The following is a 22152-nucleotide window of genomic DNA, read 5'->3' on the forward strand; positions in this document are numbered from 1 at the left end:
GTGAGCTTGCGATACGGTGCGCGGATGAGCGCCGAGCACACTCCCGCCCCCCTGCGCCGCCGGGGCGAACCCATGCGGCAGGCCGTCCTGGCCGCGACCGTGGACCTCCTCGCCGCCGAAGGGCTCGCCGGTGCCACGGTCGCGGCGGTCGCCCGGGCGGCGGGGGTGCACGAGACCTCCGTGTACCGGCGGTGGAAGACCCGCGAGAACCTGCTGCTGGACGCCCTCGGCTCGCACGCCGACGACGCGCTGCCCGCACCCGACACGGGGGACGTGCGCCGGGACCTGGTCCAGCTGATGTCGGCGGTCGCGGTCTACCTCTCCTCGCCGCAGGGCGCGGCCCTGCTCCAGCTCGGCGCCTCCCCCGACGCGGGGGCCGTCGCGGCGGAGCGGCTGCCCTACTGGGACGCCCGGCTCCGGCACGGCGAGGACATCGTGCGGCGCGGGGTCGAGCGCGGGGAGCTGGGTCCGGAGACCGACCCCCGGCTGGTGGCCGAGATGCTGGCGGGGCCGCTGTTCGCCCGGGTCCTGCTGACCGGCGCACCGCTGGAGGAGGGGCTCGCGCGCCGGATCGTGGATCTGGCGCTGGACGGCGCGCGCCCCCGTACCGGATGACGCGCCCCCCGGGCGGCCCGGGGGGACGCCCTTGCCGCGAGGAGGCGACCCCGCCGGGCCTGTGCGGAGCGGTATGCCGACGCCCGGGGCCGGGGCCGTTTTCAAGGCCGCGCGCACAGGGGGTCGACTCCTTTCGGAAAAGGGCTGGAACAGGACACCGGCTGATGACGTTCGATCACTAAGTTTTAACACTTAGTGATGATTTCTGTGCGTCGTGGCGGGGCCGCCCGACCGCTGTTTCCTCCCTGGCCGCAGGGGTGCGCCCGCAAGGGGGTGGGCAGGTACAGGTGTGCGAACTCGCACGAGCGGTACGGCGGACGGCGGCAGAGGGGCGTGTGCGACGTGACGGAACAGAGCCAATGGCGGTTCTCCGACGACCGGGGGCAGCAGTCGACGGCGCCCCGTCCGCCCGGGCGGGTGCTGGCCTACGTCCAGGCGGGCGCCACCCTCTGGGGCCTGGGTGTCCGGCCGGTGGGAATCTTCGGGTCCGACCACGACGGACCGGTCCCCGACCCGGCGAAGACCGGCACCCTGCCGCTGGACGAGGTCGAGTACGCCGGTGCGGGCGGCTCCCTGGACGCCGAGCGGCTGCTGAGCGGCGGGCCGGACCTCGTGGTGGCCGTCAGCTACGGCGGCGGCCACGTCTACGGGCTGACCCCCGAGACGGCCAAGCACCTGGAGGAGCGGGTGCCGGTGGTGGTCCTCGACGTCGGCCCGGCCCGTACGTTCGGGCAGATCGGCGAACGGTTCGCCGCGCTGGTCCGTTCGCTCGGCGCGACGGACCGGCCGGGCGCGGACCGGGAACTCGACGCCGCCCGGGAGCGGTTGCGGGGTGTCGCCGCCGCGCACGCGGGCGTCCCCAGGGTGCTGGCGCTCTCCCCGGCGGGCCCGGACCGGGCCTATGTGGCACGCCCCGGGATGTGGCCCGAGCTGCGGGTGCTCACCGACCTGGGCGTCCGGGTCGTGGAGCCGCCCGAGGGGCCGGGGGCCAACTGGGCCACGCTCGACCGCGCCGACACCTTCGGTCTGCGCCCCGAGGTGGTCCTGGCGGACGTCCGCGCCCACGCCGCTCCGTGGGAGGAGTTGCGTGGGGGCGAGGCCGCACCGGCCCCCGTCGTCCCGTGGAACCCCGAACCCCTCTACGGGCCCCGCGACCACGCCCGGTTCCTGGGCCTGGTCGCGGACGCCCTGGAGGCGGCGCGGACGAGCTGAGTAGGGACGCCCCCGCGGGGAGTCGTCAGGGGGCGGGGACCAGACCGTCCGCGACCAGGCCGGCGAGCACCGCCTCCCCCAGCGCCAGGACGGCGGACTGGGGCCGGACCATCACGGTGAACTCCTTGATCCGGCCCGCCTCGTCCAGGTGCAGCAGGTCGATGCCGTGGATCTCCTTGCCGCCCACCGTCGCCCGGAACAACAGGACCGCCGACGGAGCCTCCGCTCCGTCGGCGCTCGTCTGCGAGACGCCCGCGAACTCGCCGACGTAGCGGAAGTCCTCGAACGTGCGCAGCAGGACGCCGAAGAGGCCCAGCACCGCCGGGAGGCCCTCGAACGGGGTGAATTTCACGGGGCTGTAGAGCCGGACGTCCTCGGTGAACAGCCCGTCCAGGGCGGTCAGGTCGCGATCATCGACGGCGGCGCGGAAGCGGTCCACTGCGGTGGTCATATGTCCTCCTCGGTGCGGTGCGTCCTCGGTGGGCGCACGGCGGAGCCGGTACATCGCACAGTCATCAATCTGACTAGTCAGTTTCATGACTATCATGTGAGCCGGTGTTCCGGACAGGGGTGGCCGGGCGGGAAGGGGCAGGGCGCGCCCGGGCCCGACGGAGAGGGAGGCGATCCGATGGCGTTGCGCCATGCGGTGCTGGCGGCGCTGCTCGACGAGGAGTTGAGCGGCTACCAGCTCGCCAAGGCGTTCGCGGCGGGCGTCGCCAACTTCTGGCACGCCAAGCCGCAGCAGGTCTACGCGGAGCTGGCGAAGCTGGAGAGGGACGGTTTGGCGTCGGGGCGCCGGGTCGCCCAGGAGGGGCGTCCCGACAAGCGGCTGTTCTGTGTCACCGCGGCGGGGCTGGCCGAACTGGAGCGCTTCGCGTCCACCACGGCCGCACCCTCGTTCCTGCGGGAGGACCTGCTGGTCCAGGTGCAGGCCGCCGACCACCTCGACACCGACGTGCTGATCGACCGGCTCACCGAACGGTACGCCTGCGCCGAGGCCAAGGCCGCGCTGTTCGAGGCGCAGTTGCGCGCGATGCGGGGGGAGTCCGACGAGGCGGAGTTCCTGCTGCGCGGGGCGCGCGTCGGCCCGTACCTCACCTGCCGCCGGGGCAGGGACTTCGAACGTGCCAACCGCGACTGGTGCCGGGAGGTGGTGGAGGTGCTCCGGGCGCGGCGGAAGGCCCGCTCCGGGGGCTGACCGGCCTCTGGCCAAGGGCTGTGAGCAACCCCTGAAGGGGTGTCTGCCAACTTTCCCAAAAATATTCTGCAAAAATACTTTGGGAAAGTGCTCCGGCTGTTCTACGCTGCGGTCATGGACAGCGAAGAGAGCCGTCGCGTACTCGATCCCGCGCAGGACGGGGCCGCCTTCAAGGCGCTCACCCACCCCCTCCGCCTCACCCTGCTCGGGCTGCTGAGGCAGCACGGCCCGGCCACCGCCAGCGAGCTCGCGGTGAGGACGGGGGAGTCCTCGGCCTCCACCAGCTACCACCTGCGCGTGCTCGCCAAGTACGCGTTCGTCGCCGAGGCCGACCACCGCGACGGCCGCGAACGCCGCTGGAAATCCGTGCACGCCATGACCTCGTGGAGCAATGAGGCGATGCGCCGCAGCCCCGGCGGCAGCGCGATCCTCAGCGTTCTGCACCGCCGTCAGATCGAGCACCTCCAGCAGTCGTTGGACCGCCACGAGGCGGACCTGGAGAGCGGTCTGCTGGCTCAGGAGTGGCAGGAGCCCTCGGGCATCAGCGACATGATGCCCCGGCTGACCCCGGAGTCCCTCGCCGAACTGTGGGAGGTGTTCCGGGCGAAGACGGACGAGCTGAGCGCCCGCGACGCCGGGGACCCCCGCGCCGAACGGGTCGTCCTCTTCACCGCCGGACTGCCGTTGGCCCCGCAGCCGGAAGCTGCCCGGGACCGCGCGGACGCCTCCGCCGGGCCTGACGCCGGAAGCCCGGACGCCACCACCGGAGACGCGTCATGACGCGCCGGCCGGCCTTCGCCGCCCCCGGGGGCGGCCTCGACGAGGCGACCGCACGCCGCCGGTACGTAGCGGTCTCCTTCCTCTTCTGGTTCCCCATCGGCATGTCCATCGCCCCCGGAGTGCTCCTCTTCACCGAACGGGGGATGGGCCTCGCCGCCATCGCGGGCTTCTTCGCCGTGCACTCCCTCACCGCCGCCGCGATGGAACTGCCCACCGGCGGGCTGTCCGACGTCATCGGGCGACGCCCCGTCCTGGCCCTCGCCGGACTGCTCAACCTCACCGCCTTCACCCTCATCGGCCTCGGCGCGGCGGGCTGGGCCATCGCCCTCGGCATGGGCCTGATGGGCCTCGCCCGCGCCCTGTCCAGCGGACCCGCCGAAGCCTGGTACGTGGACACCGTCCACGCCCACGCCGGACCCGACGCCGACCTGCGTACCGGCCTGGCGCGCGGAGGGTCCGCCACTTCGGCCGCCCTCGCCATCGGAACCCTGCTCGGCGGCGGACTGCCCTGGCTGCTCGGACTCGCCCCCGGTGCGGGGGAGTGGCTGACCGGCGCGACCGGCGGACTCGTGATCCCGCTCTCCGTTCCCGCCCTGTTCGGCGCGCTGGTCGAACTCGTCTTCGTGCTCTACGTGCTCAGCTCCCTGCCCGAACCGCCCCGGCCCCGCACCACCCTGCGCCTGGTCGTGGGCGGCGTGCCCGCCGCCATCGCCGCCGGTCTCCGGCTCGGCGCCCGCGACGCCCTGATCCGGCGCATCCTGCTGACCGCGAGCGCCGCCGGGGCCGCCCTCGCCGCCGTCGAACTGCTCACCCCGGGCCGGGCCGCCGCCCTCATGGGGACCGCGGAATCCGGGGCCCTGGTCTACGCCGGGCTCGCCTGCGCGGGATTCCTGTGCTCCGCCATCGGCAGCCAACTCGCCCCGATCGTCGCCCGGTTCGCCCGCGGCAGCGAGCGCGCGGTGCTCGTGAGCCTCGCGTTCACGGTGCTGGGGCTGACCCTGCTCGGGATCACCGCGCACACGGTGAGCGCCCTCGCCACGGCGGTCGCCGTCGCCGGCTACGGCCTCGTGTACCTGGGGCTCGGAGCCGCGGGCCCCAACGAGAACGACCTGCTGCACCGCCGCGTCGACTCCTCCGGCCGCGCCACCGCCCTCTCCGTCCAGTCGCTCTCCCTGCAACTGGTCGCCGCGGGGGCGGGACTGGGCGCGGGCGCCCTGCCGCCGGGCCCGCTGCCCTGGCTGCTCGCCGCCACCGCCGTGCTGGCCGGCGCCCTCCTCTGGGTACGCCGGGCCGCCCCGGCGAAGCCGCTCCCCGCCGCCGCTCCCCGCACGGAGGCGTCGGCGGTCAACCCGTAGGGTGCGACGGCGCCGGTGAAACGTGCGGGAACCCTGTCCGGCAGAACCTTCGACACCGCCGGCCCACCACGCGTGGACCGACTCCTGAGGAGAACCGCCCCCATGCCCGACCACACCGAACTGCTGGTCATCGGTGAATGCGTGGCCGACATCGTCCAGCTCCCCGGCGAGGCCCCCCGGGTCCATCCGGGCGGCAGCCCCGCCAACGTCGCGTACGGCCTGGCCCGCCTCGGCCACCGCGCCGTCCTGCTCACCCAGCTCGGCCCGGACGGCAACGGGCGGCTCATCCGGGAACACCTGGCCTCCGGCGGGGTCGAGGTACGTACCGACGGCTCCACCACCGCCACCCCCTCGGCCGTCGTCACCCTCGACGGGGCGGGGCGGGCCGCGTACGCCTTCGACGTCACCTGGGACCTCTCCCCGGTCGCCGTCGCACCCGCGCCGGCCCATGTGCACACGGGGTCGATCGGGGCGGTGGCCGAGCCCGGATCGGCCACCGTCCTGGAGCTCGTACGCGCCGCCCGGCCCACCGCGACCGTCAGCTACGACCCCAATGTGCGGCCCGCCCTCATGGGCGACCGCGCGGCCGCCGTACGCCGGGTCGAGGAGTGCGTGGCGCTGAGCGACCTGGTCAAGGCGAGCGACGAGGACCTGGAATGGCTGTACCCGGAGGAGGGGCCGGACCGGGTCGCCGAGCGCTGGCTGGGGCTCGGCCCCGCCGCCGTGCTCGTGACCCGGGGCGGCGACGGGGCGCTGGCCGTCCTGCCCGGCGACCGGATCGCCGTCCGGGCGCCGGCGGTCGAGGTCGTCGACACCGTCGGCGCGGGCGACGCCTTCATGTCGGGAGCCCTCCACGCCCTCGCCGGGCACGGGCTGATCGGCGGAGGCGCACGGGAGCGGCTGCACGCCGTGGACCGGGGCACCGTGGCCGACGTCCTGCGCCACGCGGTCGCCTCCGCCGCCGTGGCCGTCTCCCGGGCCGGGGCCAACCCGCCCGGCGCGCACGAGCTCCACGACGCCCTCGTACGCAACTGACGCCCCGTCATGACCCGTTCGGCGCAGTCGAACGCATCCTCGTGAGACGTTCCGCCGTTCGTCAACCGGATGCAGTACGACAACGGGATCGGGGCGACGGGTGGCGAGGAGACGGACGGCCGGCAGCGGTACGGGGCCGGGAGCGCGGGCGGGCGTCTTAACGGCCGGAGCGCGCACGGCGGTGCTGCAGAGCGTGGCCGGCTGGGTGCCGGGCGCGCCGGTCCCCAACGACCGGCTCCCCGCCGACTGGGAGGTGGATGACGCCTGGGTCCGCCGCCGGACCGGCATCGGCAGTCGGCACCGTGCCGGACCGGACGTCGCGACGGGCGACCTCGCCTACGAGGCGGCGGCCCGGCTGCTGGCCCGCGCCTCGGAGACGGGCGAGGTGGACGCGGTGGTCCTCGCCACCGCCACCCCCGACCACCTCTGCCCGGGCACCGCGCCCGCCCTCGCGGCCCGGCTCGGGCTCGGCACCGTACCGGCCCTGGACATCGCCGCCGTGTGCAGCGGCTTCGTCTACGGCCTCGCCGTCTGCCACGGCCTGGTCGCCTCGGGGCTCTACGAACGCGTCCTGCTGGTCGGCGCCGACGTCTACTCGACCTGGCTCGACCCCGCCGACCGCTCGGCGGGCGTCATCTTCGGCGACGGGGCGGGCGCCGCCCTCGTGGCGGCCGGGCTGCCCGGCGACCCCGGGGAGCTGCTCGCGTTCGACCTGGGCAGCGACGGCACGGGCTACGGCCTGATCACCGTCCCCGCCGGGGGCGCACGGGCACGGGCGAGCGGCAAGCCGCCGGAGCTGGGCGACGCGTACTTCCGGATGCAGGGCGCCACCGTCTACCAGCACGCCGTCGAACGGATGACGGGCTCCTGCCGGGCGCTCCTGGACCGGGTCGGCTGGGAGCCGGCCGAGGTCGACCGCTTCGTGCCGCACCAGGCCAACGCCCGCATCCTGCGCGCCGTCGCGGAGCGCGTCGGCATCGACCCCCAGCGCTGCGTGACCCATCTGGAGCGGGTCGGCAACACCGGCGCCGCCTCCATCCCGCTGGCCCTGGCCGACGCGGCGGACGAGGGCCTGCTCCACCCCGGCGACCGGGTGCTGCTCACCGCTTTCGGGGGCGGACTGACCTGGGGCTCGGCGGCACTCCGCTGGCCCGGAACCCCGCAGACCATGTGCACGGATTCGATGGAAGGAACACACCATGTCACTCCCCTCTGACCAGGGCGCCGAGGCCCGGACCCGAGCCGCCGTCGCGGTGACGGGCATCGGCCTGGTGACACCCGCAGGGGCGGACGAGCACAGCTTCTGGGAGGGGCTGTGCTCCGGGCACTCCACCGCCCGGCGGTGCGAGGAGCTGGCCGGGCTCCCGGTCGACTTCGCGTGCCCGGTCGACGGCATCGACCTGGACGCGGCGGTGGGCGGCCGGTCGGTGTGGCGGATGGCCCGGTTCGTGAAGCTGGCGGTGGTGGCCGCCCGGCAGGCCGTCGCCGACGCCGGCCTCGACCCGGCCCGGTGGGACGGCAGCCGGGTCGGCGTGGTGCTCGGCGTGGGCGTCGGCGGCGTCTCCGTACTCGTCGACAACGCCGCCAGGCTGGCGGCCTCGGGGCCCGACGCGGTCTCCCCGCTGCTCGTCCCGATGATGATCCCCAACGCGGCGGCGGGAGAGGTGGCCATCGCACTGAAGGCGGGCGGCCCGAGCCTCGCCCCCGCCACCGCCTGCGCCTCCGGGGCCACGGCGCTCGCCGTCGCCCGCGATCTGCTGCTGAGCGGCGACTGCGACGTGGTGGTGGCGGGCGGCGCGGAAGCGGTCCTGACCCCGCTGGTGGTCACCGCGTTCGCGCGGATGGGCGCGCTGTCGACCCGTGCCGGAGATCCGGCGGCCGCGTCCCGCCCGTTCGCCGCCGACCGGGACGGCTTCGTCATCGGCGAGGGCGCGGCCCTGCTCGTCCTGGAACGCGAGGAAGGGGTGCGCGCCCGCGGCGGCCGCCCGCGCGCCCTGCTCACCGGGGCCGGCTCCAGCACGGACGCCCACCACCCCACCGCACCGGCCCCCGACGGCTACGGCGCCCAGCGGGCCGTCCAGGCGGCGCTGGACCAGGCGGGCTGGGCCCCGGGCGACGTCGACCACATCAACGCCCACGGGACCTCCACGCCCCTCAACGACGCCATGGAGACCACCCTCGTCTCCCGGCTCTTCCCGCACCGTCCGTCGGTCACCGCCCCCAAGGGCGTCGTCGGCCACACGCTGGCGGCGGCGGGCGCGATCGAGGCGGTGGCCACCGTACTGACGCTGGAACGTTCCGCCGTTCCGCCGATCGCCAACCTGGACGCGCTGCCCGACGCCTTCCCGCTCGACTGCGTGACGAAGGAGCCCCGCCACCAGCGGGTCGAGACGGCGCTCAGCCACTCCTTCGGCTTCGGCGGCCACAACGTCGCCCTCGCCTTCCAACGCGCCTGATATACGGGGGCATTTCAGGACGGCGAGGGGTGTCCTCGCCGTTCCTTGATCGTTACTGTGTTGTGACCGTACCCACGAATGACGCGGCCTCGCCGTCCACGAACGACCTGCTCACCGCTGTGCTCTTCGGACCGGACTTCGGCCAGGAGCACGGCTTCTGGCGTCGCCTGCTGACTACAGAACCGTTTCGCCGTCCCGGTGGCGGCACCCCCGACGAACGACTCGCCCTCTCCTACCACCGGTTGCGCATCCTCAACAGCGCGCTCGACAGCGGCGCGAGGGTGGCCGCCGACCCCCGCGCGCTGTCCGCCCTGCACGAATGGCTCGGCCCCGTCGACCCCGCGCTGACCACGGTGGCGGGCATCCACTACAACCTCTTCCTCGGCAGCCTCCTCGACCACGACGCGGACCCCTCGCGCGACCTGTCCGACTTCCTCGCCCTGCGCCGCGTGGGCACCTTCCTCTGTACGGAGGTGGCGCACGGCAACGACGCGGCGGCGATCGAGACGACCGCGACGTACGACCGCGAACGCGACGGCTTCGTGCTCCACACCCCGCACGCCGGAGCGCAGAAGTTCATGCCCAACACCAGCCCGGCCGGCGGCCCCAAGTCCGGTGTGGTGGCGGCCCGGTTGCTCGCCGACGGCGCCGACCGCGGGGTCTTCCTCTTCCTCGCCCCGCTCACCGACGCCCACCGCCCCCTGCCGGGCGTGCGGGTGCGGCGGCTGCCCGCCCGGATGGGCTCCCCGGTCGACCACTGCCTGACCTCCTTCGACCGCTGCTTCGTCCCGCGTGACGCGCTGCTCGCCGGCCAGCAGGGGCGGATCGGCGACGACGGCCGCTTCCGCAGCGAAGTCCCCAACCGCAGAAGGCGTTTCCTCGTCTCCATCGGCCGGGTCACCCCCGGCAAGCTCTCCATGAGCGCCTGCGCGGTCGGCTCCGCCCGGGTCACCCTGGCGATCGCCGTCCGGTACGCCGGGCACCGGATGATCTCCGCGTCCCGCGCCGCCCGCCAGGTCCCGGTGTACGCCCACCGCACCCACCACGGGCCGCTGGCCGCCGCGATGGCCACCGTCTACGCGATGAGCCTGCTGCACCGCAGGGCTCTGGACCGCTGGGAGTCGGCCCCGGAGTCCGACCGGGACGACGCCGAACGCCTGGTCGCCGTCGCCAAGGGGTGGATCACCTGGCAGGCCCGTGACGTCATCGTCGAGTGCCGCGAACGGTGCGGCGCCCAGGGGCTGTTGGAGAACAACGGGATGACCGAGCTGTTCACCGGCATCGAGGGCGCCATCACCGCCGAGGGCGACAACCTCGCCGTGCACGCCAAGGCCGCCGCCGAGATGCTCTTCAGCGCCACCGAAGAGGAGGCCGCCGAGGGGGAGGGGCCCGGCGATCTGGGCGACCCCGCCTTCCTCGGCCGCCTCTTCGGGGCCGTCGAGGCCCTCTGGTTCGCCCGTGCCCGCGCGCGGATGAGCTCCGCCCCGCCCGGCGATCCGCTCGGCCGCTGGAACGCCGCCTCCCCGGCCGCGCTGCGCGGCGTCGAGGCCCACGCCTACCGTCAGGCTGACGAGGCGTACGCCGAGGCCGTGGCCCGGCTCCCCGGGGGCGAGGCGCGCGCACGCCTCGCCGAGCTGCGCCGGCTCTTCGCCCTCCGGTGGATCGACCGCAACAGCGGCGACCTGCTCGCCGCCGGACGGCTGACCGCCGACCAGGTCGCCTCCCTGCCCGACGCGGTGGAGGAGGCGGTCGCCACCGTCGCCGAACACACCCCCTCGCTGGTGGCGACCTTCGCGCTTCCCGAGCGGCTGATGTCGGACTGGCCGATCGCGGGGCCCCGGTACACGGACGTCTACGACGACCCCGAAGGCCCCTGGCACCGGGGACGCAGGGCGGGGGCCCGGGGGCGGGCGGCGGAGTTCCGGCGGCCCGTCTGCGGCAGCAGGAGGCGCCCTCTGCGGGAGAAGGTCGCGGCGCTCGGCACCCGAGGGGTGCTGCTGGCGTACTGGGGGACCGCTTCCGTGCTCGCCCGGTGGTTCGAGAAGCCGCAGGTGAGCGCTGACGAATCGGTTCACCCGAAGGCGTAACCGGAATATCTTCATCCAGTTATTTCGGACGGTGGGCCGACGCGTTCGCCCCCCGCAGTACACCGCACACCCACGGAACACCGATGAGAGGAATCGCCATGACGACCATCCACCCCAAGATCACCGAGGTGCTGACCGGGACGTTCAAGGTGCCCGCCGCCGAGATCCTGCCGGAGTCCACCATGGACAGCCTGGAGATGGACTCCCTCGCGGTCGCCGAGTTCGCCGTCATCATCAAGGAGACCCTGGGCGTCACCGCCGACTCCGAGAAGCTCTACAAGGACGCCACGCTGGCCGACATCACCGCGTACATCGACGCGGCCGTCGGCGGCGCGGCGGCCGAAGCGACGGTGCCGGTGAGCAACACCCGATGAAGCGACCCGCCATCGCCGTCACCGGGCTGGGAATGATCACCCCGGTCGGCCACACCACCGACACCACCTGGGACGGGGTCCTCGCCGCCGTCTCACCCGCCGCGACCGTCCCCGGACTGGACGGCTGCGCCGTCGACTTCGCCTGCACGGTCTCCGGCATCGACCTCGACGACGCGGTCGGCGGCCGGTCCGCGTTCCGGATGGGCCGGTACGTCAAGTTCGCCCTCCTGGCCGCCCGTGAGGCGGTCGCCGACGCCGGGCTCGACCCCGCGCACTGGGACGGCGCCCGGGTCGCCGTCGTCGTCGGCACCAGCAGCGGAGGATCCGCCGGGCTCACCGAACAGGCCGTCGCGCTGGAGCGCCGCGGCCCCGAGGCCACCTCGCCCTCGGGCATCCTGCTGACCATCCCGAGCATGCCCGCCGCCGAGATCGCCATCGACATGAAGGCCACCGGCCCCAGCCTCGCCCCCTGCACCGCCTGTTCCTCCGGGGTGACCGCGCTCTCGGTGGCCCGGGACATGCTGACGCTGGGCCACTGCGACATCGCCGTCGCCGGCGCCACCGAATCGATCGTCTTCCCGGTCGCCATGACCGGCTTCGGCCGCTCCGGCGCGGCGGCACCGCGGGACGGCGACCCCGCCCGGCTCTGCCGCCCCTTCGCCGCCGACCGGGCCGGGCTCGTCATGGGCGAGGGCGCCGCCATCATGGTCCTGGAACGGGTCGAGGACGCCCGGTCCAGAGGTGCCGCCCCGCGCGCGCTGATCGCCGGGACCGGCGCCACCACCGACGCCCACCACCCCACCAGCCCCCACCCCTCCGGGGCGGTCGCGCGGGCGGCCGTGGACGCCGCCCTGCGCGACGCGGGCTGGCGGGCCGAGGACGTCGACCACGTCAACGCGCACGGGACGTCCACCCCTCTCAACGACGCCACCGAGGCCGCGCTCATCGGCCGGGCCTACCCGCACCGGCCTCCCGTCACCGCCCCCAAGGGCGTACTGGGCCACTGCATGGGGGCGGCGGGCGCCATCGAAGCGGGACTGACGATCCTCACCCTCCAGCACGGGGTGATCCCGCCGATCGCGAACCTGGACGCCCCCGAGCCCGGGTTCGCCATCGACTGCGTCACCAAGACCCCGCGCGTGACTCCCGTACGACGGGCCGTCAGCCACTCCTTCGGCTTCGGCGGCCAGAACGCGGTGATCGCCCTCCAGGCCGCCCCCTGACCCAGGAACCCCTGCCCCGGGCCGGGTGGACCACGGACTCCGGCGCCCGGGCGGAATTCCCCGGGCCGGTGCGGCGGGCCGATCCCACGCCGCACCGGCCCCGCGCACCGGGCCGCCGCACCGCGACCGGTCCGCGGGACGGTGCGTGATAGCTTGCCGGGGCCAGTCGAACCCCAGCGACGGGGTCAGGGAATCCGGTGCGAATCCGGAACTGACGCGCAGCGGTGAGGGGGACGGGCGGGGCCACGGCCACTGGAGCGCACCCGCGCTCCGGGAAGGCGCCCCGTCCGGACGAACCCGAGTCCGAAGACCTGCTGGCGCCCGCGCCCGTACCCGGGCGCGGGAACCGTACGACGGGCTCCGCGACAGGGCCCAGAGACACCGAGGTCCTTCGTGCTGCCCACAGCCGCTCCCGCCCCGATACGAACCGCCGCCCTGCTCGCGGCGGGCCTCCTCGCGCTCACCGCCTGCGGCGGCCCGGGCGTCGGCCGGGCCGCCGAGGGCGGCCGCACCGACGGATTCCCGCTCACGTTCGAGAACTGCGGGCGCACCGTCACCGTGCAGGCCCCGCCCGAGCGGGCCGTCTCCGTCGACCAGGGTTCGACCGAGATCCTGCTCTCGCTCGGCCTCGCCGACAGGCTCGCCGCCACCGCCACCTGGACCGACCCGGTCATGAAGGGGCTGGAGAAGGCGAACGCCGGCGTCGAGCGGATATCGGACAACCGCCCCTCCTTCGAGAAGGTCCTCGACCAGGAGCCCGACTTCCTCTCGGCGTCCTTCACCTCCACCCTCGCCAAGGGCGGTGTGGCGCCCCGCGAGCAGTTCGAGAAGCTCGGCGTCCCCACCTACGTCTCGCCCGCCGACTGCACGGCCAAGGACGACAGCGGCGGTGGCGACGGCGCCCGGACCGCGCCGCTGACGATGGAGACGGTCTACGACGAAGTGCGCGAGCTGGCCCGGGTGTTCGCCGTCCCCGAGCGCGGCGAGAAGCTGGTGGAAGACCTCCGGGCACGGGTGGCGAAGGCCAAGGAGGGCGTCGACGCCTCCGGCGCGTCCCTCCTCTACTGGTTCTCCGACTCCAAGGCGCCCTACCTCGCGGGTTGCTGCGGCGCCCCCGGCGTCATCACCGACCAACTCGGCGCGAAGAACGTCTTCGACGACACGCACGAGGAATGGCCCCGGATCAGCTGGGAGACCGTCGCCGACCGCAACCCCGACGTCCTGGTCGTCGGCGATCTGACCCGTACGACGCAGACCGCCGAGAGCGCGGAGAAGAAGATCGCGTTCCTGGAGTCCCACCCGGTCACCAGGACCATGGACGCGGTCAGGAACCACCGCTACGTGCTGCTCAGCGGACAGGCCATGAACCCCACCATCCGGACCGTCGAGGGGCTGGAGACCGTCGCGGCCGGCCTGCGCGGCTTCGGGCTCGCGGGGTGAGCGCCGGCCATCCGGCGGTGGAGGACCACCCGCCCGGCGGCAGGGAGCGGACGTCCGGAGTCCCCGGCGCCCCGCCCGGACCGGCAGGACGCCCCAGCGCCCCACCCGGCCCGGCGGGGGATTCCGCCCCCCGCGGACCGCTCCGGAAGGGCGGCCGGCCCGGCGCCCCGCTCGCCGTGCTGCTGTGGGGCGGCTCCATCCTGCTCCTGCTGCTCTCCGTCGCGGTCGCCGTCACCATCGGACCCGCCCGGATCTCGGTCCCCGACGTGTGGTCCGCCGTCGCCGCGCACCTCGGTTTCGGCGCCAGTGATCTCAGTCCGATCCGGGACGGCATCATCTGGAACCTCCGTATGCCGCGCACCCTGCTGGCCGCCGTGTGCGGAGCCGGACTCGCGGTGTGCGGCACGGTGATGCAGTCCCTTCTGCGCAACCCGCTCGCCGACCCCTTCGTCCTCGGCGTCTCCTCCGGGGCCTCGACCGGGGCGGTCGTGGTGGTCGTCCTCGGGGTCGGCGGGGGAGCGGTGTCCCTGTCGGCCGGGGCGTTCGCCGGGGCGCTGGGCTCGTTCGCCCTGGTGATGCTGGTCAGCCATGTCCTCGGCGGCTCCACCGACCGGGTCGTGCTCTCCGGCGTCGCCGTCATGCAGCTCTTCTCCGCCCTCACCTCCTTCGTCGTGATGACCTCCGCCGACGCCGAGCAGACCCGGGGCGTGCTGTTCTGGCTGCTCGGTTCGCTCAGCGGGGCCGGCTGGAGCGAGGTCGCCGTCTGCGCCGCCGTCCTCGCCGTCTGCCTGACGGCCTGCCTGGCCCACGCCCGCACCCTGGACGCCTTCGCCTTCGGACAGGACGCGGCCGCCGCGCTCGGCGTGAACGTCGCCCGCACCCGGACCGTGCTGCTGTGCGCCACCGCCCTGCTGACCGCCGCGCTGGTCAGCGCGGCCGGGGCGATCGGCTTCGTGGGTCTGGTCCTGCCGCACGCCGCCCGCGCCCTCACCGGCTCCGGGCACCGCAGGCTCCTCCCGGTCACCGCGCTCGCCGGAGCGGTCTTCCTCGTCTGGGTCGACACCCTCGCCCGGACCGCCCTGGACCCGCAGGAGGTACCGGTCGGCGTCGTCACCGCCCTGATCGGCGTCCCCGCCTTCGTCCTCGTCCTGTACCGCACCCGGAGCAGCCGATGACCGACCCCGCGAGCCCCGGGGGCTTCCCCGTGGAAGCCCCCGGGGGGCTGCGCGCCGAGCGCGTCGGGCGGGAGGCGGGCGGCCGGCTCATCCTCGACGGCGTGACCATCACCCCGCCGCCCGGCGCGACCGTGGGACTCCTCGGCCCCAACGGTTCCGGCAAGTCCACCCTGCTCCGCGTCCTCGCCGGGCTCCTCGCCCCGGACACCGGCGTCGTCACCCTGGACGGGAGCCCCCTCGCGGGGCTCGGCCGCCGTACCGTCGCCCGCCGGATCGCCGTCGTCGACCAGCACGCGGCCACCCAGGTCGACCTCAGCGTCCTGGACGTCGTGCGCCTGGGCCGCATACCGCACCGCCGCGCCTGGTCCGCGCCGGACCGCACCGACGAGGAAGCCGTCGCCGACGCCCTGCGCCGCACCGGGCTGACCGACCGTGCCGGGCAGTCCTGGCACACCCTGTCCGGCGGGGAGCGCCAACGCGTCCAGATCGCCCGCGCCCTCGCCCAGCGGCCCCGCGAACTCCTCCTGGACGAGCCGACCAACCACCTCGACATCCAGCACCAGCTGGACCTGCTCGCCCTGGTCGCCGGCCTCCCCGTCACCAGCGTCGTCGCCCTGCACGACCTCAACCTCGCCGCGATGTTCTGCGACCGGATCACCGTGATGAAAGCCGGCCGGGTGGTCGCCGGAGGCACCCCCGCCGAGGTCATCACCGAGGAGCTGATCCAGGACGTCTACGGGGTCCGGGCGGTCGTCACCCCCGACGGGCCGGACGGCCGCCCCTCGGTGCGGTTCCTGCCGCGCCGTTGAGCGACGGTGCCGCACAGCCCGCCGGGCGGACCCGTGGAACGGATCCGCCCGGCGGCCGAGGACGTGGGAGCGGCCTGCCGGCCACCTGAAGGGGTCCAGCTCAGCGGCGTCGCCCCTGGCCGAACTCGCCACCGGCGTCCTTGCCGGTGCCCGCGTCCGTCCCGTCCGCGTAGTCGATCTTCTCCTTGCGGACTTCGGCGGAGACCTCCTTCTGCTCGGTCACCCGGTTGGTCTCCAGCCGGACCCGCTCCACCGGCACGGCCTCCTTGCGTACGGTGGCGCGTTCCGCGTGCAGCGTGACCTCGACGTCCTGCTCGCCGAAGTCCGTGGTCCCGGCCGTCTTGTCGCCCGGCCGGAGCGGTTCGCGGACCACCCGGACCTCCTCGTGGGAGACCGGAACCGTCCGGGTGACCTCCTCGGTCACCACGTACTTGTGCAGCCGGGCCCGGCCGCTCTCGTACTCCTCCTTGCCGACGTGCAGCTCCTCCTCGGAGCGGATCATCTCCTCCTTGCCGCCCCGCTCGGCCGCGCGGGACGTGCCCGCTCCGGCGCCCGCCAGGGGGCGCGAGGTGGCGGAGGCGTCCGTGTCACGGTGCTTGCCCGTGCCGGCCGTCGTCGCCTTCCCGGTCCCGCGGGCCGTGCCCGCGGCGCCTGCCGCGCCCATCGCCCCGGTGCCGGCGGCGGTCGGCGCGTCCGTGCCCTGCGACCGGTTCCCGGCGAGGTTGCCGGTCTTCCTGGTCAGGCCGTAGTGCCGGTACAGCTCCTCCTCCTCGGCCACGGAGAGGTGCGCGTCCGCGTCCACCCGAGGCGCGTCCTTGACGCTCTCCTTGGGGTGGGCGACGTGCAGGTCGGAGCCCACCCGACGGGCTCCGGCGAGCGGGACGAAGCTCTCCTTCATACCGAACAGGCCGGTCTTGACCGTGACCCAGTCGGGCTTGCCGGTGTCGTCGTCGACGTACACCCGGCCCACACTGCCGACCTTCTCACCGTCGTTGTCGTACACGGTCAGACCGTCGAGCTCTCCGGAATCCGTGAAACCGTCAGCGGCTCCCATAACCGATTCCTCCTCTCGGGCACGCCCTGTGGGTGGCTCCACCAGAGGTGGCGCGTCCGGATTCCATCGCGCCTCACCCGCATGCCCCGTGCAACCGCCCGCCCGCCCGGATTCCGGCGCCCGGAAGGCCGGGACGGGCCGTGGGCCCCCGCACGAAGGGGTCGGGCCACCCGGGAGCCCGTTAGGCCAATCGGGTGAGTACCCGGGCCCCGCATAGGATCGGCGGACAGGGCGGCCGCGGTACGGACCACCGCCGCCCCGCCAGCCGACCCGCCGAGCCACCAGGGGTGCGCCATCTCCTCCGTACGCCTCCGGCCGCCCGCGCAACGCGGCGAACCCCCCGCCGGACCCCGCGCCGAACTGCGCGACCGGCACGAGGACGGGCACCGCCTCCACCACCTGGTGTGGCGGCTGGGGCCGGGTTTTCGGGTCTGCAGCAGCGCGGTACTCGGCGGCGGCATCGGCCCCCGCGCCTGGGTCCTCAACGCTCAGGTCCCCGGGGGCTACCCGCGCCTCGACCCGGACCGCCACCTCGCCGAGATCGCCGCCGCCGAAGGGCTCACGGGCGCCGGTGCCGGACTGATGACGGCCGCCGAGGTCGCCGCGTACACAACAGCGCACGACGGCGGTGTCACGGCGACCGTCACCACCGGCCTCGGCGTACGGGGCTGGGCAGCGGCGCCGGAGACCGGCGCCCCGGCGGTCCCGTTCAGGCCCGGCACGGTCAACATCGTCCTGACGCTGCCCGTGCCGCTCTTCGACGCCGCCCTCGTCAACGCCGTCGCCACCGCCACCGAGGCCAAGGTCCAGGCCCTCCTCGACGCCGGACTCGACTGCTCGGGCACCCCCACGGACGCCGTGTGCGTCATCGCCCCCGAGCCGGCAGCCGACTCCGGCGAAGCCTTCGCCGGGCCCCGCTCCACCTGGGGCGCGCGCATCGCCCGCGCCGTGCACACCGCCGTCCTGACCGGAGCCCGCCCGGCACCGTGACGGCGCCCGGCCCGGCCGGGGGGAACGCGTCGGCAGCGTGGTGCGCGGCGCGGAGGACGAAGACCGTCGGCCGGTGGATCGGCACCGCGCGCGCCGGCTGCCGGGGCCGGACGGCCTCCGCGCGGATCTGCTCGACCTCGAAAGGCCGGGCCGCTGCGGATTCCTGGCGGTCCCGGCCCTCGGGGGAGTGGTCTGCGGTGACGGAATCGGGGGACCGGCTCATGGGGTCACCCGCCCGCCGGCCCTGCGAGGGGCCGACGACCCGCTCCTCCCCACGAGGCGCGGGCCGCCGGCCCGGGTACGTCGTCCGGCGCGCTCACTCCTGGACGAGCATCCCGTCCCGCAGCCTGCCGAGCATCCGGCTCAGCAGCCGGGACACGTGCATCTGGGAGATGCCCAGCTCCGCGCCGATCTGCGCCTGAGTCATCTCCTGCCCGAAGCGCATGTCGATGATCCGGCGCTCCCGCTCGTCCAGCTCGTTCAGCAGGGGAGCGAGGGTGTGGAGGTTCTCCACGGTCTCCATGGCGGGGTCGGGGCCGCCCAGCACATCGGCGAAGGTCCGCGCCCCGCTCTGGCCGGACCCGTTCTCCGCGGTGTCGGTCGGCATGTCGAGGGAGCCCGCCGTGTAGCCGTTGGAGGCGACGATCCCCTCGGTGACCTCGGCCTCCTCGATGCCCAGGGCATCCGCCAGTTCCCGCACCGTGGGATCCCGGTCCAGCTCGGCGGCGAGCGCCTCCTTCGCCTTGGCGAGGTCGACCCGCAGCTCCTGGAGGCGGCGCGGCACGTGCACCGCCCAACTCGTGTCGCGGAAGAACCGCTTGATCTCCCCGACGATGTACGGAACGGCGAACGAGGTGAACTCGACCTCCCGCGAGAGGTCGAAGCGGTCGATCGCCTTGATCAGCCCGATGGTGCCGACCTGGACGATGTCCTCCATGTCGCCGCTGCCCCGGTTGCGGAAGCGGTTGGCGGCGAAGCGGACCAGGGACAGGTTCATCTCGATGAGGGTGTTGCGCGCGTACTGGTACTCGTGCGTGCCCTCCTCCAGCGTCTGGAGCCGGTCGAAGAAGAGGCGCGAAAGCCGGCGCGCGTCCATCGGGGCGACCTTCCCGGCTTCCTCGATCCAGGGAAGGTCCTCCGCGGCTCCCACACCCTCCACGTCGGCCGTCCGCACGGACTGTGCGGTCTGCGAGGTCTGCACGGTCATGTCGCTTCACGCTCCCTGGTTCGAAGGCCCTCAGGGTTGTTCGCCTTCCCGGGGTCATGACTCTCATGCGTGCGAGAACGAGTTGATCTGCGAGCGCCGGGCGAGTCGGCCGGAAACGGCCCGCGTTCACCGCTGAGGCGGCGTCATGGGCGGGGCGGGGGCGAGGAGGGCGGGGAGGAGCCCCGGAAGGGTCCGGCGGCGTCCCGGAGCAGCGCCGCAGCGCTCGCGGGGAGGCAGAGAGCCGCCCCACCGGTACGGGGGAGCCCGGTGGGGCGGCCGCCACCAGAGTGCCACAGCCGGGGGGAGGTTGGGAGCGGAGCGGCGCGTATCGGCCTATGGATGAGTCGAATTGGTCGCTCGTCCTCGCGGCGCCCGGGCGGGGGGGCCGGGCTCCGGGGCCGAAGAGCGCAGGGCCCCGGCGGCCGGGCGGCCCGGGCCCGAGGGGCACGGCGGCGTGAACCGCCGCACCCGGCGGAATACCCGCCGCCTCCACGAGGCTTTCCCCCACGGGGGGTGCGCCGCTTCGACCGCTGAGCACCCTCCGCCGAGAAGACGTGCGGTGGACGGAGCGAGGAAGACGATGCCCTGGAACGATGCCCGGCCCGCGGTGGACGCCCGGCCCCCGGTCGATGCCGGGCCCCCGGCCGATGCCCGGCCCCCCGCCCCGGCCCCTTCCCGACTCCACCCGCTGGACAACCCCACCCGCTCCTCGCTCACCGGTCCGCACGCCCACTTCGCCGAGCGCCGCGGGCGCATCCTGCGCTACCCCCCGGAGGTCACCCCCTGGGTCGCGCTCCCCGACGCCCCGGAGTCCCCGGAGTGGGCCGACGTCGCGGCGCTGGCCGGGCCGGGGGGCGTCGTCACCCTGGCCGCCTTCCAGGAGGCGCCGCCGACGGACTGGGAGATCGTCTTCCGGGCCGAGGGCGTCCAGCTCGTCGACGTGTCGGTGGACGCCGCGCCCGACCCCGAGGCGGTCCGGCTCGGGGTCGGGGACGTTCCGGAGATGCTGGAGCTGGTGGCGCGCACCCGCCCCGGCCCCTTCCTGCCGCGCACGATCGAACTGGGCCCCTACCTCGGCATCCGCCGGGGCGGCGTCCTGGTGGCGATGGCGGGGGAGCGGCTGCACCCGCCGGGGTGGACGGAGATCAGCGGCGTCTGCACGGACGCGTCCGTACGGGGTCAGGGGCTGGCGGGCCGCCTGGTCCGGGCGGTCGCGCACGGGATCCGGGAGCGCGGTGAGACGCCGTTCCTGCACGCCGCCGCCTCGAACACCGGCGCCGTCCGGCTCTACGAGGCGCTCGGCTTCCGGCTCCGCCGGCGTACGGAATTCCTCTCCGCCCTGGTCCCCGCCACGCTTCCGGCGGCGGAAGGGGCCCGCGGGGCCGCGCCGCGCTGACCGCCCCTCCGCCGGACCGTTCCGCGCCCCGCCGCAGGCGTACCCGCCCCCGTACCCGCCCTTCGTACCCGTACGACGGGACCTGCGACACCCCCGCCACCGGCCGGAGGTCCCGGGCCGAAGGTCCCGGGCGGGACCTTCGGCGGCCGCTCGGGCCCTAAGCCCTCCTGCGCCCGCGCCCGCGCCCCGGTCAACTGGAAGGGACTGCCCGGACCGCGGGCGGCGCCGAGCGATCAGCAGGAGGACGGGCCGTGCCCACGAGGTTGCTGGACATGGCACAGAAGCGGATCGGAACCCGAGCCCGGAACGCTGCCGCCCCGGCGGCGGACCCGGGCGTCGCGGCGGTGTCCCAGAGCCGGATCGGCACCTGGGCGCTGGTCGGCGGTCTCGCCCTGCTGACCGTGCTGGTCGTGCTCCTCGACGCCACGACGGGCCACGACCTGAGGGTCGTGCCGCTGCTCGTGGTCGTCCCCGCCCTGGCCTCCGTCTACTGCAGCCTCCGCCAGACGATCTGGGTCGCTGTGTGGATCACCACGGTCGTCGTCGGGTTCCGGGCCGGCGCGGACGGCACCTTCTGGGACTTCGTCTTCGGCATCGGCTTCGCCGTACTGGCCTGCGCCCTCGGGGTCGCCGCCTGCGCGGCCCGCATCCGGCACGCCGCCGAGATGGCGCGGCTGCGGTCCGCCGCCGTCATCCTGCAGCGCCAGATCCTGCGACCGCTGCCCGTCACGACCGGGCACGTCCTCGCCCACGGACTGTACGTGCCGATCGAGGAGGACCGCTTCGTCGGCGGAGACATCTACGAGGTCGTCGAGTCGCCCTACGGAACCCGGGTGATCATCGGGGACGTCCAGGGCAAGGGGCTCGCGGCGATCGGTGCGGGGTTCGCCGCCATCGCCGCGTTCCGTGAGGCGGCGATCCGCGAGGCCACGCTCACCGGAGTGGTGGGGGCGCTGGAGGACGCCGTCGTCCGGCACAACGCCTTCTCCGCCCAGACCGGTGAGGCGGAGCGCTTCGTGACCGCGCTCGTGCTCGGGTTCGACGGGGGCGGCCGGGTGGAGACCGTGAACTGCGGCCATCTGCCGCCGTTCCTGCTGCACGACGGCCGGGCCAGGGCCGTCCGGCTCCGGCAGGCGTACGTCCCGCTCGGCCTCGCCGGACTCAGCCGGGAGGCCCGGGCGGCCGAGTCCTTCGACTTCCCGCCGGGCGCGACGCTGCTCGTCGTCACCGACGGGGTGACCGAGGCCCGCGACGCCGCCGGAGCCTTCTACCCGCTGGGCGACCGCGCCGGGGGGTGGGCCGCCCACGGGCCGCAGGAGCTGCTCGACGCGCTCCACGTCGATCTGGAGGGGTTCTCCGGTGGCGTCCGGCGCGACGACATCGCCGCGCTGGCCCTGCGCCGGGCCCCGGTCGAGGCGGGACGGCGGCCCGCGGGCCCCGGCGCCGTCCCTCTCGTTCCCGGGCCCGCCGTGCCCGCCCCCGCGGCTCCGGCGCCGGGCGGCGACGGTCTGATCACCACCCCCTGAGGCCCCTGGGAACAGCCTGCTGGCCCTGAGAACAGGCTGATGCCCCTGGCGGTGGCGGGGCGGGCGGTCGTCGCCGCCGACCACGGCGGGAGGCCGCCGAGCCGGCTGCCCTTCCTGCTCTCCGACAAGGCTTCCTTCCTCCGCGGCGGCCACCCCCTGATGGACTGCGGCTGCTCGGCCCCGCGGCGCGGGCCCCGAGTGGCGCGCGGGGGAGACGGGG

20 protein-coding genes and 1 riboswitch are annotated in these 22152 nt (G+C 74.7%); of the genes, 17 read left to right on the plus strand and 3 right to left on the minus strand.

What is annotated here, in order from left to right; translation table 11 throughout:
- Window positions 1–24: 24 nt before the first annotated feature.
- Both ACH4K1_RS24135 and ACH4K1_RS24140 read left to right on the plus strand, forming a co-directional pair.
- Window positions 25–615 carry a TetR-like C-terminal domain-containing protein gene (locus tag ACH4K1_RS24135; RefSeq protein WP_398091429.1) on the plus strand — a complete coding sequence of 197 codons (591 nt, stop codon included), beginning with the start codon at window positions 25–27 and terminating at the stop codon, window positions 613–615.
- Between the two features lie 342 nt (window positions 616–957).
- Window positions 958–1827 (plus strand): ABC transporter substrate-binding protein, encoded by an 870-nt coding sequence (locus tag ACH4K1_RS24140; RefSeq protein ID WP_398091431.1) that lies wholly within the window; start codon window positions 958–960, stop codon window positions 1825–1827.
- 25 nt (window positions 1828–1852) lie between these two features.
- Here ACH4K1_RS24140 and ACH4K1_RS24145 read toward each other — a convergent pair whose 3' ends face one another.
- Window positions 1853–2278, minus strand: a complete 426-nt coding sequence (locus tag ACH4K1_RS24145) for a nuclear transport factor 2 family protein (protein ID WP_398091432.1) — start codon at window positions 2276–2278, stop codon at window positions 1853–1855.
- Window positions 2279–2455: 177 nt separating this feature from the next.
- Between ACH4K1_RS24145 and ACH4K1_RS24150 the strand changes: the two genes are divergently transcribed.
- The 12 genes from ACH4K1_RS24150 (at window position 2456) to ACH4K1_RS24205 (ending at window position 15759) form a co-directional block, all read left to right on the plus strand.
- Window positions 2456–3025 (plus strand): PadR family transcriptional regulator, encoded by a 570-nt coding sequence (locus ACH4K1_RS24150; RefSeq protein ID WP_398091433.1) that lies wholly within the window; start codon window positions 2456–2458, stop codon window positions 3023–3025.
- A gap of 114 nt (window positions 3026–3139) precedes the next feature.
- Entirely contained in the window at window positions 3140–3805 is a 666-nt protein-coding gene (locus ACH4K1_RS24155; protein WP_398091435.1) for a helix-turn-helix domain-containing protein, read from the plus strand.
- Window positions 3802–5160 carry an MFS transporter gene (locus ACH4K1_RS24160; protein ID WP_398091437.1) on the plus strand — a complete coding sequence of 453 codons (1359 nt, stop codon included), beginning with the start codon at window positions 3802–3804 and terminating at the stop codon, window positions 5158–5160. The genes ACH4K1_RS24155 and ACH4K1_RS24160 overlap by 4 nt, the downstream gene beginning before the upstream one ends.
- A gap of 102 nt (window positions 5161–5262) precedes the next feature.
- A complete protein-coding gene (locus ACH4K1_RS24165; protein WP_398091438.1) occupies window positions 5263–6195 on the plus strand; it encodes a carbohydrate kinase in 933 nt (310 codons plus the stop codon).
- Window positions 6196–6376: 181 nt separating this feature from the next.
- Complete coding sequence (locus ACH4K1_RS24170; RefSeq protein ID WP_398091440.1) at window positions 6377–7411, plus strand: beta-ketoacyl-ACP synthase 3; 1035 nt, start codon at window positions 6377–6379, stop codon at window positions 7409–7411.
- Complete coding sequence (locus ACH4K1_RS24175) at window positions 7395–8651, plus strand: beta-ketoacyl-[acyl-carrier-protein] synthase family protein (protein ID WP_398091441.1); 1257 nt, start codon at window positions 7395–7397, stop codon at window positions 8649–8651. Before ACH4K1_RS24170 ends, ACH4K1_RS24175 begins: the two co-directional genes overlap by 17 nt.
- A 62-nt stretch (window positions 8652–8713) precedes the next feature.
- Window positions 8714–10738, plus strand: coding sequence for an acyl-CoA dehydrogenase (locus tag ACH4K1_RS24180; RefSeq protein ID WP_398091442.1), 2025 nt, complete (start codon window positions 8714–8716; stop codon window positions 10736–10738).
- 98 nt (window positions 10739–10836) lie between these two features.
- On the plus strand, window positions 10837–11112 hold the full coding sequence (locus ACH4K1_RS24185) for an acyl carrier protein (protein ID WP_228992148.1): 276 nt from the start codon (window positions 10837–10839) through the stop codon (window positions 11110–11112).
- A complete protein-coding gene (locus tag ACH4K1_RS24190) occupies window positions 11109–12335 on the plus strand; it encodes a beta-ketoacyl-[acyl-carrier-protein] synthase family protein (RefSeq protein ID WP_398091444.1) in 1227 nt (408 codons plus the stop codon). The genes ACH4K1_RS24185 and ACH4K1_RS24190 overlap by 4 nt, the downstream gene beginning before the upstream one ends.
- Before the next feature lie 146 nt (window positions 12336–12481).
- Window positions 12482–12669: riboswitch (cobalamin riboswitch) on the plus strand.
- Window positions 12670–12728: 59 nt separating this feature from the next.
- Window positions 12729–13775 (plus strand): ABC transporter substrate-binding protein, encoded by a 1047-nt coding sequence (locus ACH4K1_RS24195; protein WP_398091445.1) that lies wholly within the window; start codon window positions 12729–12731, stop codon window positions 13773–13775.
- A gap of 176 nt (window positions 13776–13951) precedes the next feature.
- Window positions 13952–14950: a FecCD family ABC transporter permease gene (locus ACH4K1_RS24200; RefSeq protein WP_398091446.1), complete on the plus strand. Its 999-nt coding sequence runs from the start codon at window positions 13952–13954 to the stop codon at window positions 14948–14950.
- The gene (locus ACH4K1_RS24205; protein WP_398091447.1) at window positions 14947–15759 is read left to right on the plus strand and encodes an ABC transporter ATP-binding protein; all 813 of its coding nucleotides are present in this window, start codon (window positions 14947–14949) and stop codon (window positions 15757–15759) included. Before ACH4K1_RS24200 ends, ACH4K1_RS24205 begins: the two co-directional genes overlap by 4 nt.
- Window positions 15760–15859: 100 nt before the next feature.
- Here ACH4K1_RS24205 and ACH4K1_RS24210 read toward each other — a convergent pair whose 3' ends face one another.
- Complete coding sequence (locus ACH4K1_RS24210) at window positions 15860–16813, minus strand: PRC and DUF2382 domain-containing protein (protein ID WP_398091449.1); 954 nt, start codon at window positions 16811–16813, stop codon at window positions 15860–15862.
- A 294-nt stretch (window positions 16814–17107) separates the two neighbouring features.
- Here ACH4K1_RS24210 and ACH4K1_RS24215 point away from each other — a divergent pair, with 294 nt between their 5' ends.
- Window positions 17108–17803, plus strand: coding sequence for an adenosylcobinamide amidohydrolase (locus ACH4K1_RS24215; protein ID WP_398091542.1), 696 nt, complete (start codon window positions 17108–17110; stop codon window positions 17801–17803).
- A 316-nt stretch (window positions 17804–18119) separates the two neighbouring features.
- Here the strand turns inward: ACH4K1_RS24215 and ACH4K1_RS24220 are convergent, their stop codons facing one another.
- Entirely contained in the window at window positions 18120–19010 is an 891-nt protein-coding gene (locus ACH4K1_RS24220; RefSeq protein ID WP_398091450.1) for a SigB/SigF/SigG family RNA polymerase sigma factor, read from the minus strand.
- 580 nt (window positions 19011–19590) lie between these two features.
- Here ACH4K1_RS24220 and ACH4K1_RS24225 point away from each other — a divergent pair.
- Entirely contained in the window at window positions 19591–20406 is an 816-nt protein-coding gene (locus tag ACH4K1_RS24225; protein ID WP_398091451.1) for a GNAT family N-acetyltransferase, read from the plus strand.
- A 272-nt stretch (window positions 20407–20678) separates the two neighbouring features.
- A complete protein-coding gene (locus ACH4K1_RS24230; protein WP_398091544.1) occupies window positions 20679–21932 on the plus strand; it encodes a PP2C family protein-serine/threonine phosphatase in 1254 nt (417 codons plus the stop codon).
- The last annotated feature ends 220 nt before the right edge of the window (window positions 21933–22152 follow it).

This window comes from Streptomyces sp. NPDC017448 (genome assembly GCF_044330565.1).
Classification (GTDB): domain Bacteria; phylum Actinomycetota; class Actinomycetes; order Streptomycetales; family Streptomycetaceae; genus Streptomyces.

Coding starts and splice junctions, on each gene's coding strand:
- ACH4K1_RS24135 (WP_398091429.1), top strand. CDS start 25: ATGAGCGCCGAGCACACTCCCGCCCCCCTGCGCCGCCGGGGCGAACCC.
- ACH4K1_RS24145 (WP_398091432.1), bottom strand. CDS start 2,278: ATGACCACCGCAGTGGACCGCTTCCGCGCCGCCGTCGATGATCGCGAC.
- ACH4K1_RS24150 (WP_398091433.1), top strand. CDS start 2,456: ATGGCGTTGCGCCATGCGGTGCTGGCGGCGCTGCTCGACGAGGAGTTG.
- ACH4K1_RS24155 (WP_398091435.1), top strand. CDS start 3,140: ATGGACAGCGAAGAGAGCCGTCGCGTACTCGATCCCGCGCAGGACGGG.
- ACH4K1_RS24160 (WP_398091437.1), top strand. CDS start 3,802: ATGACGCGCCGGCCGGCCTTCGCCGCCCCCGGGGGCGGCCTCGACGAG.
- ACH4K1_RS24165 (WP_398091438.1), top strand. CDS start 5,263: ATGCCCGACCACACCGAACTGCTGGTCATCGGTGAATGCGTGGCCGAC.
- ACH4K1_RS24175 (WP_398091441.1), top strand. CDS start 7,395: ATGTCACTCCCCTCTGACCAGGGCGCCGAGGCCCGGACCCGAGCCGCC.
- ACH4K1_RS24185 (WP_228992148.1), top strand. CDS start 10,837: ATGACGACCATCCACCCCAAGATCACCGAGGTGCTGACCGGGACGTTC.
- ACH4K1_RS24190 (WP_398091444.1), top strand. CDS start 11,109: ATGAAGCGACCCGCCATCGCCGTCACCGGGCTGGGAATGATCACCCCG.
- ACH4K1_RS24205 (WP_398091447.1), top strand. CDS start 14,947: ATGACCGACCCCGCGAGCCCCGGGGGCTTCCCCGTGGAAGCCCCCGGG.
- ACH4K1_RS24210 (WP_398091449.1), bottom strand. CDS start 16,813: ATGGGAGCCGCTGACGGTTTCACGGATTCCGGAGAGCTCGACGGTCTG.
- ACH4K1_RS24220 (WP_398091450.1), bottom strand. CDS start 19,010: ATGACCGTGCAGACCTCGCAGACCGCACAGTCCGTGCGGACGGCCGAC.
- ACH4K1_RS24225 (WP_398091451.1), top strand. CDS start 19,591: ATGCCCTGGAACGATGCCCGGCCCGCGGTGGACGCCCGGCCCCCGGTC.
- ACH4K1_RS24230 (WP_398091544.1), top strand. CDS start 20,679: ATGGCACAGAAGCGGATCGGAACCCGAGCCCGGAACGCTGCCGCCCCG.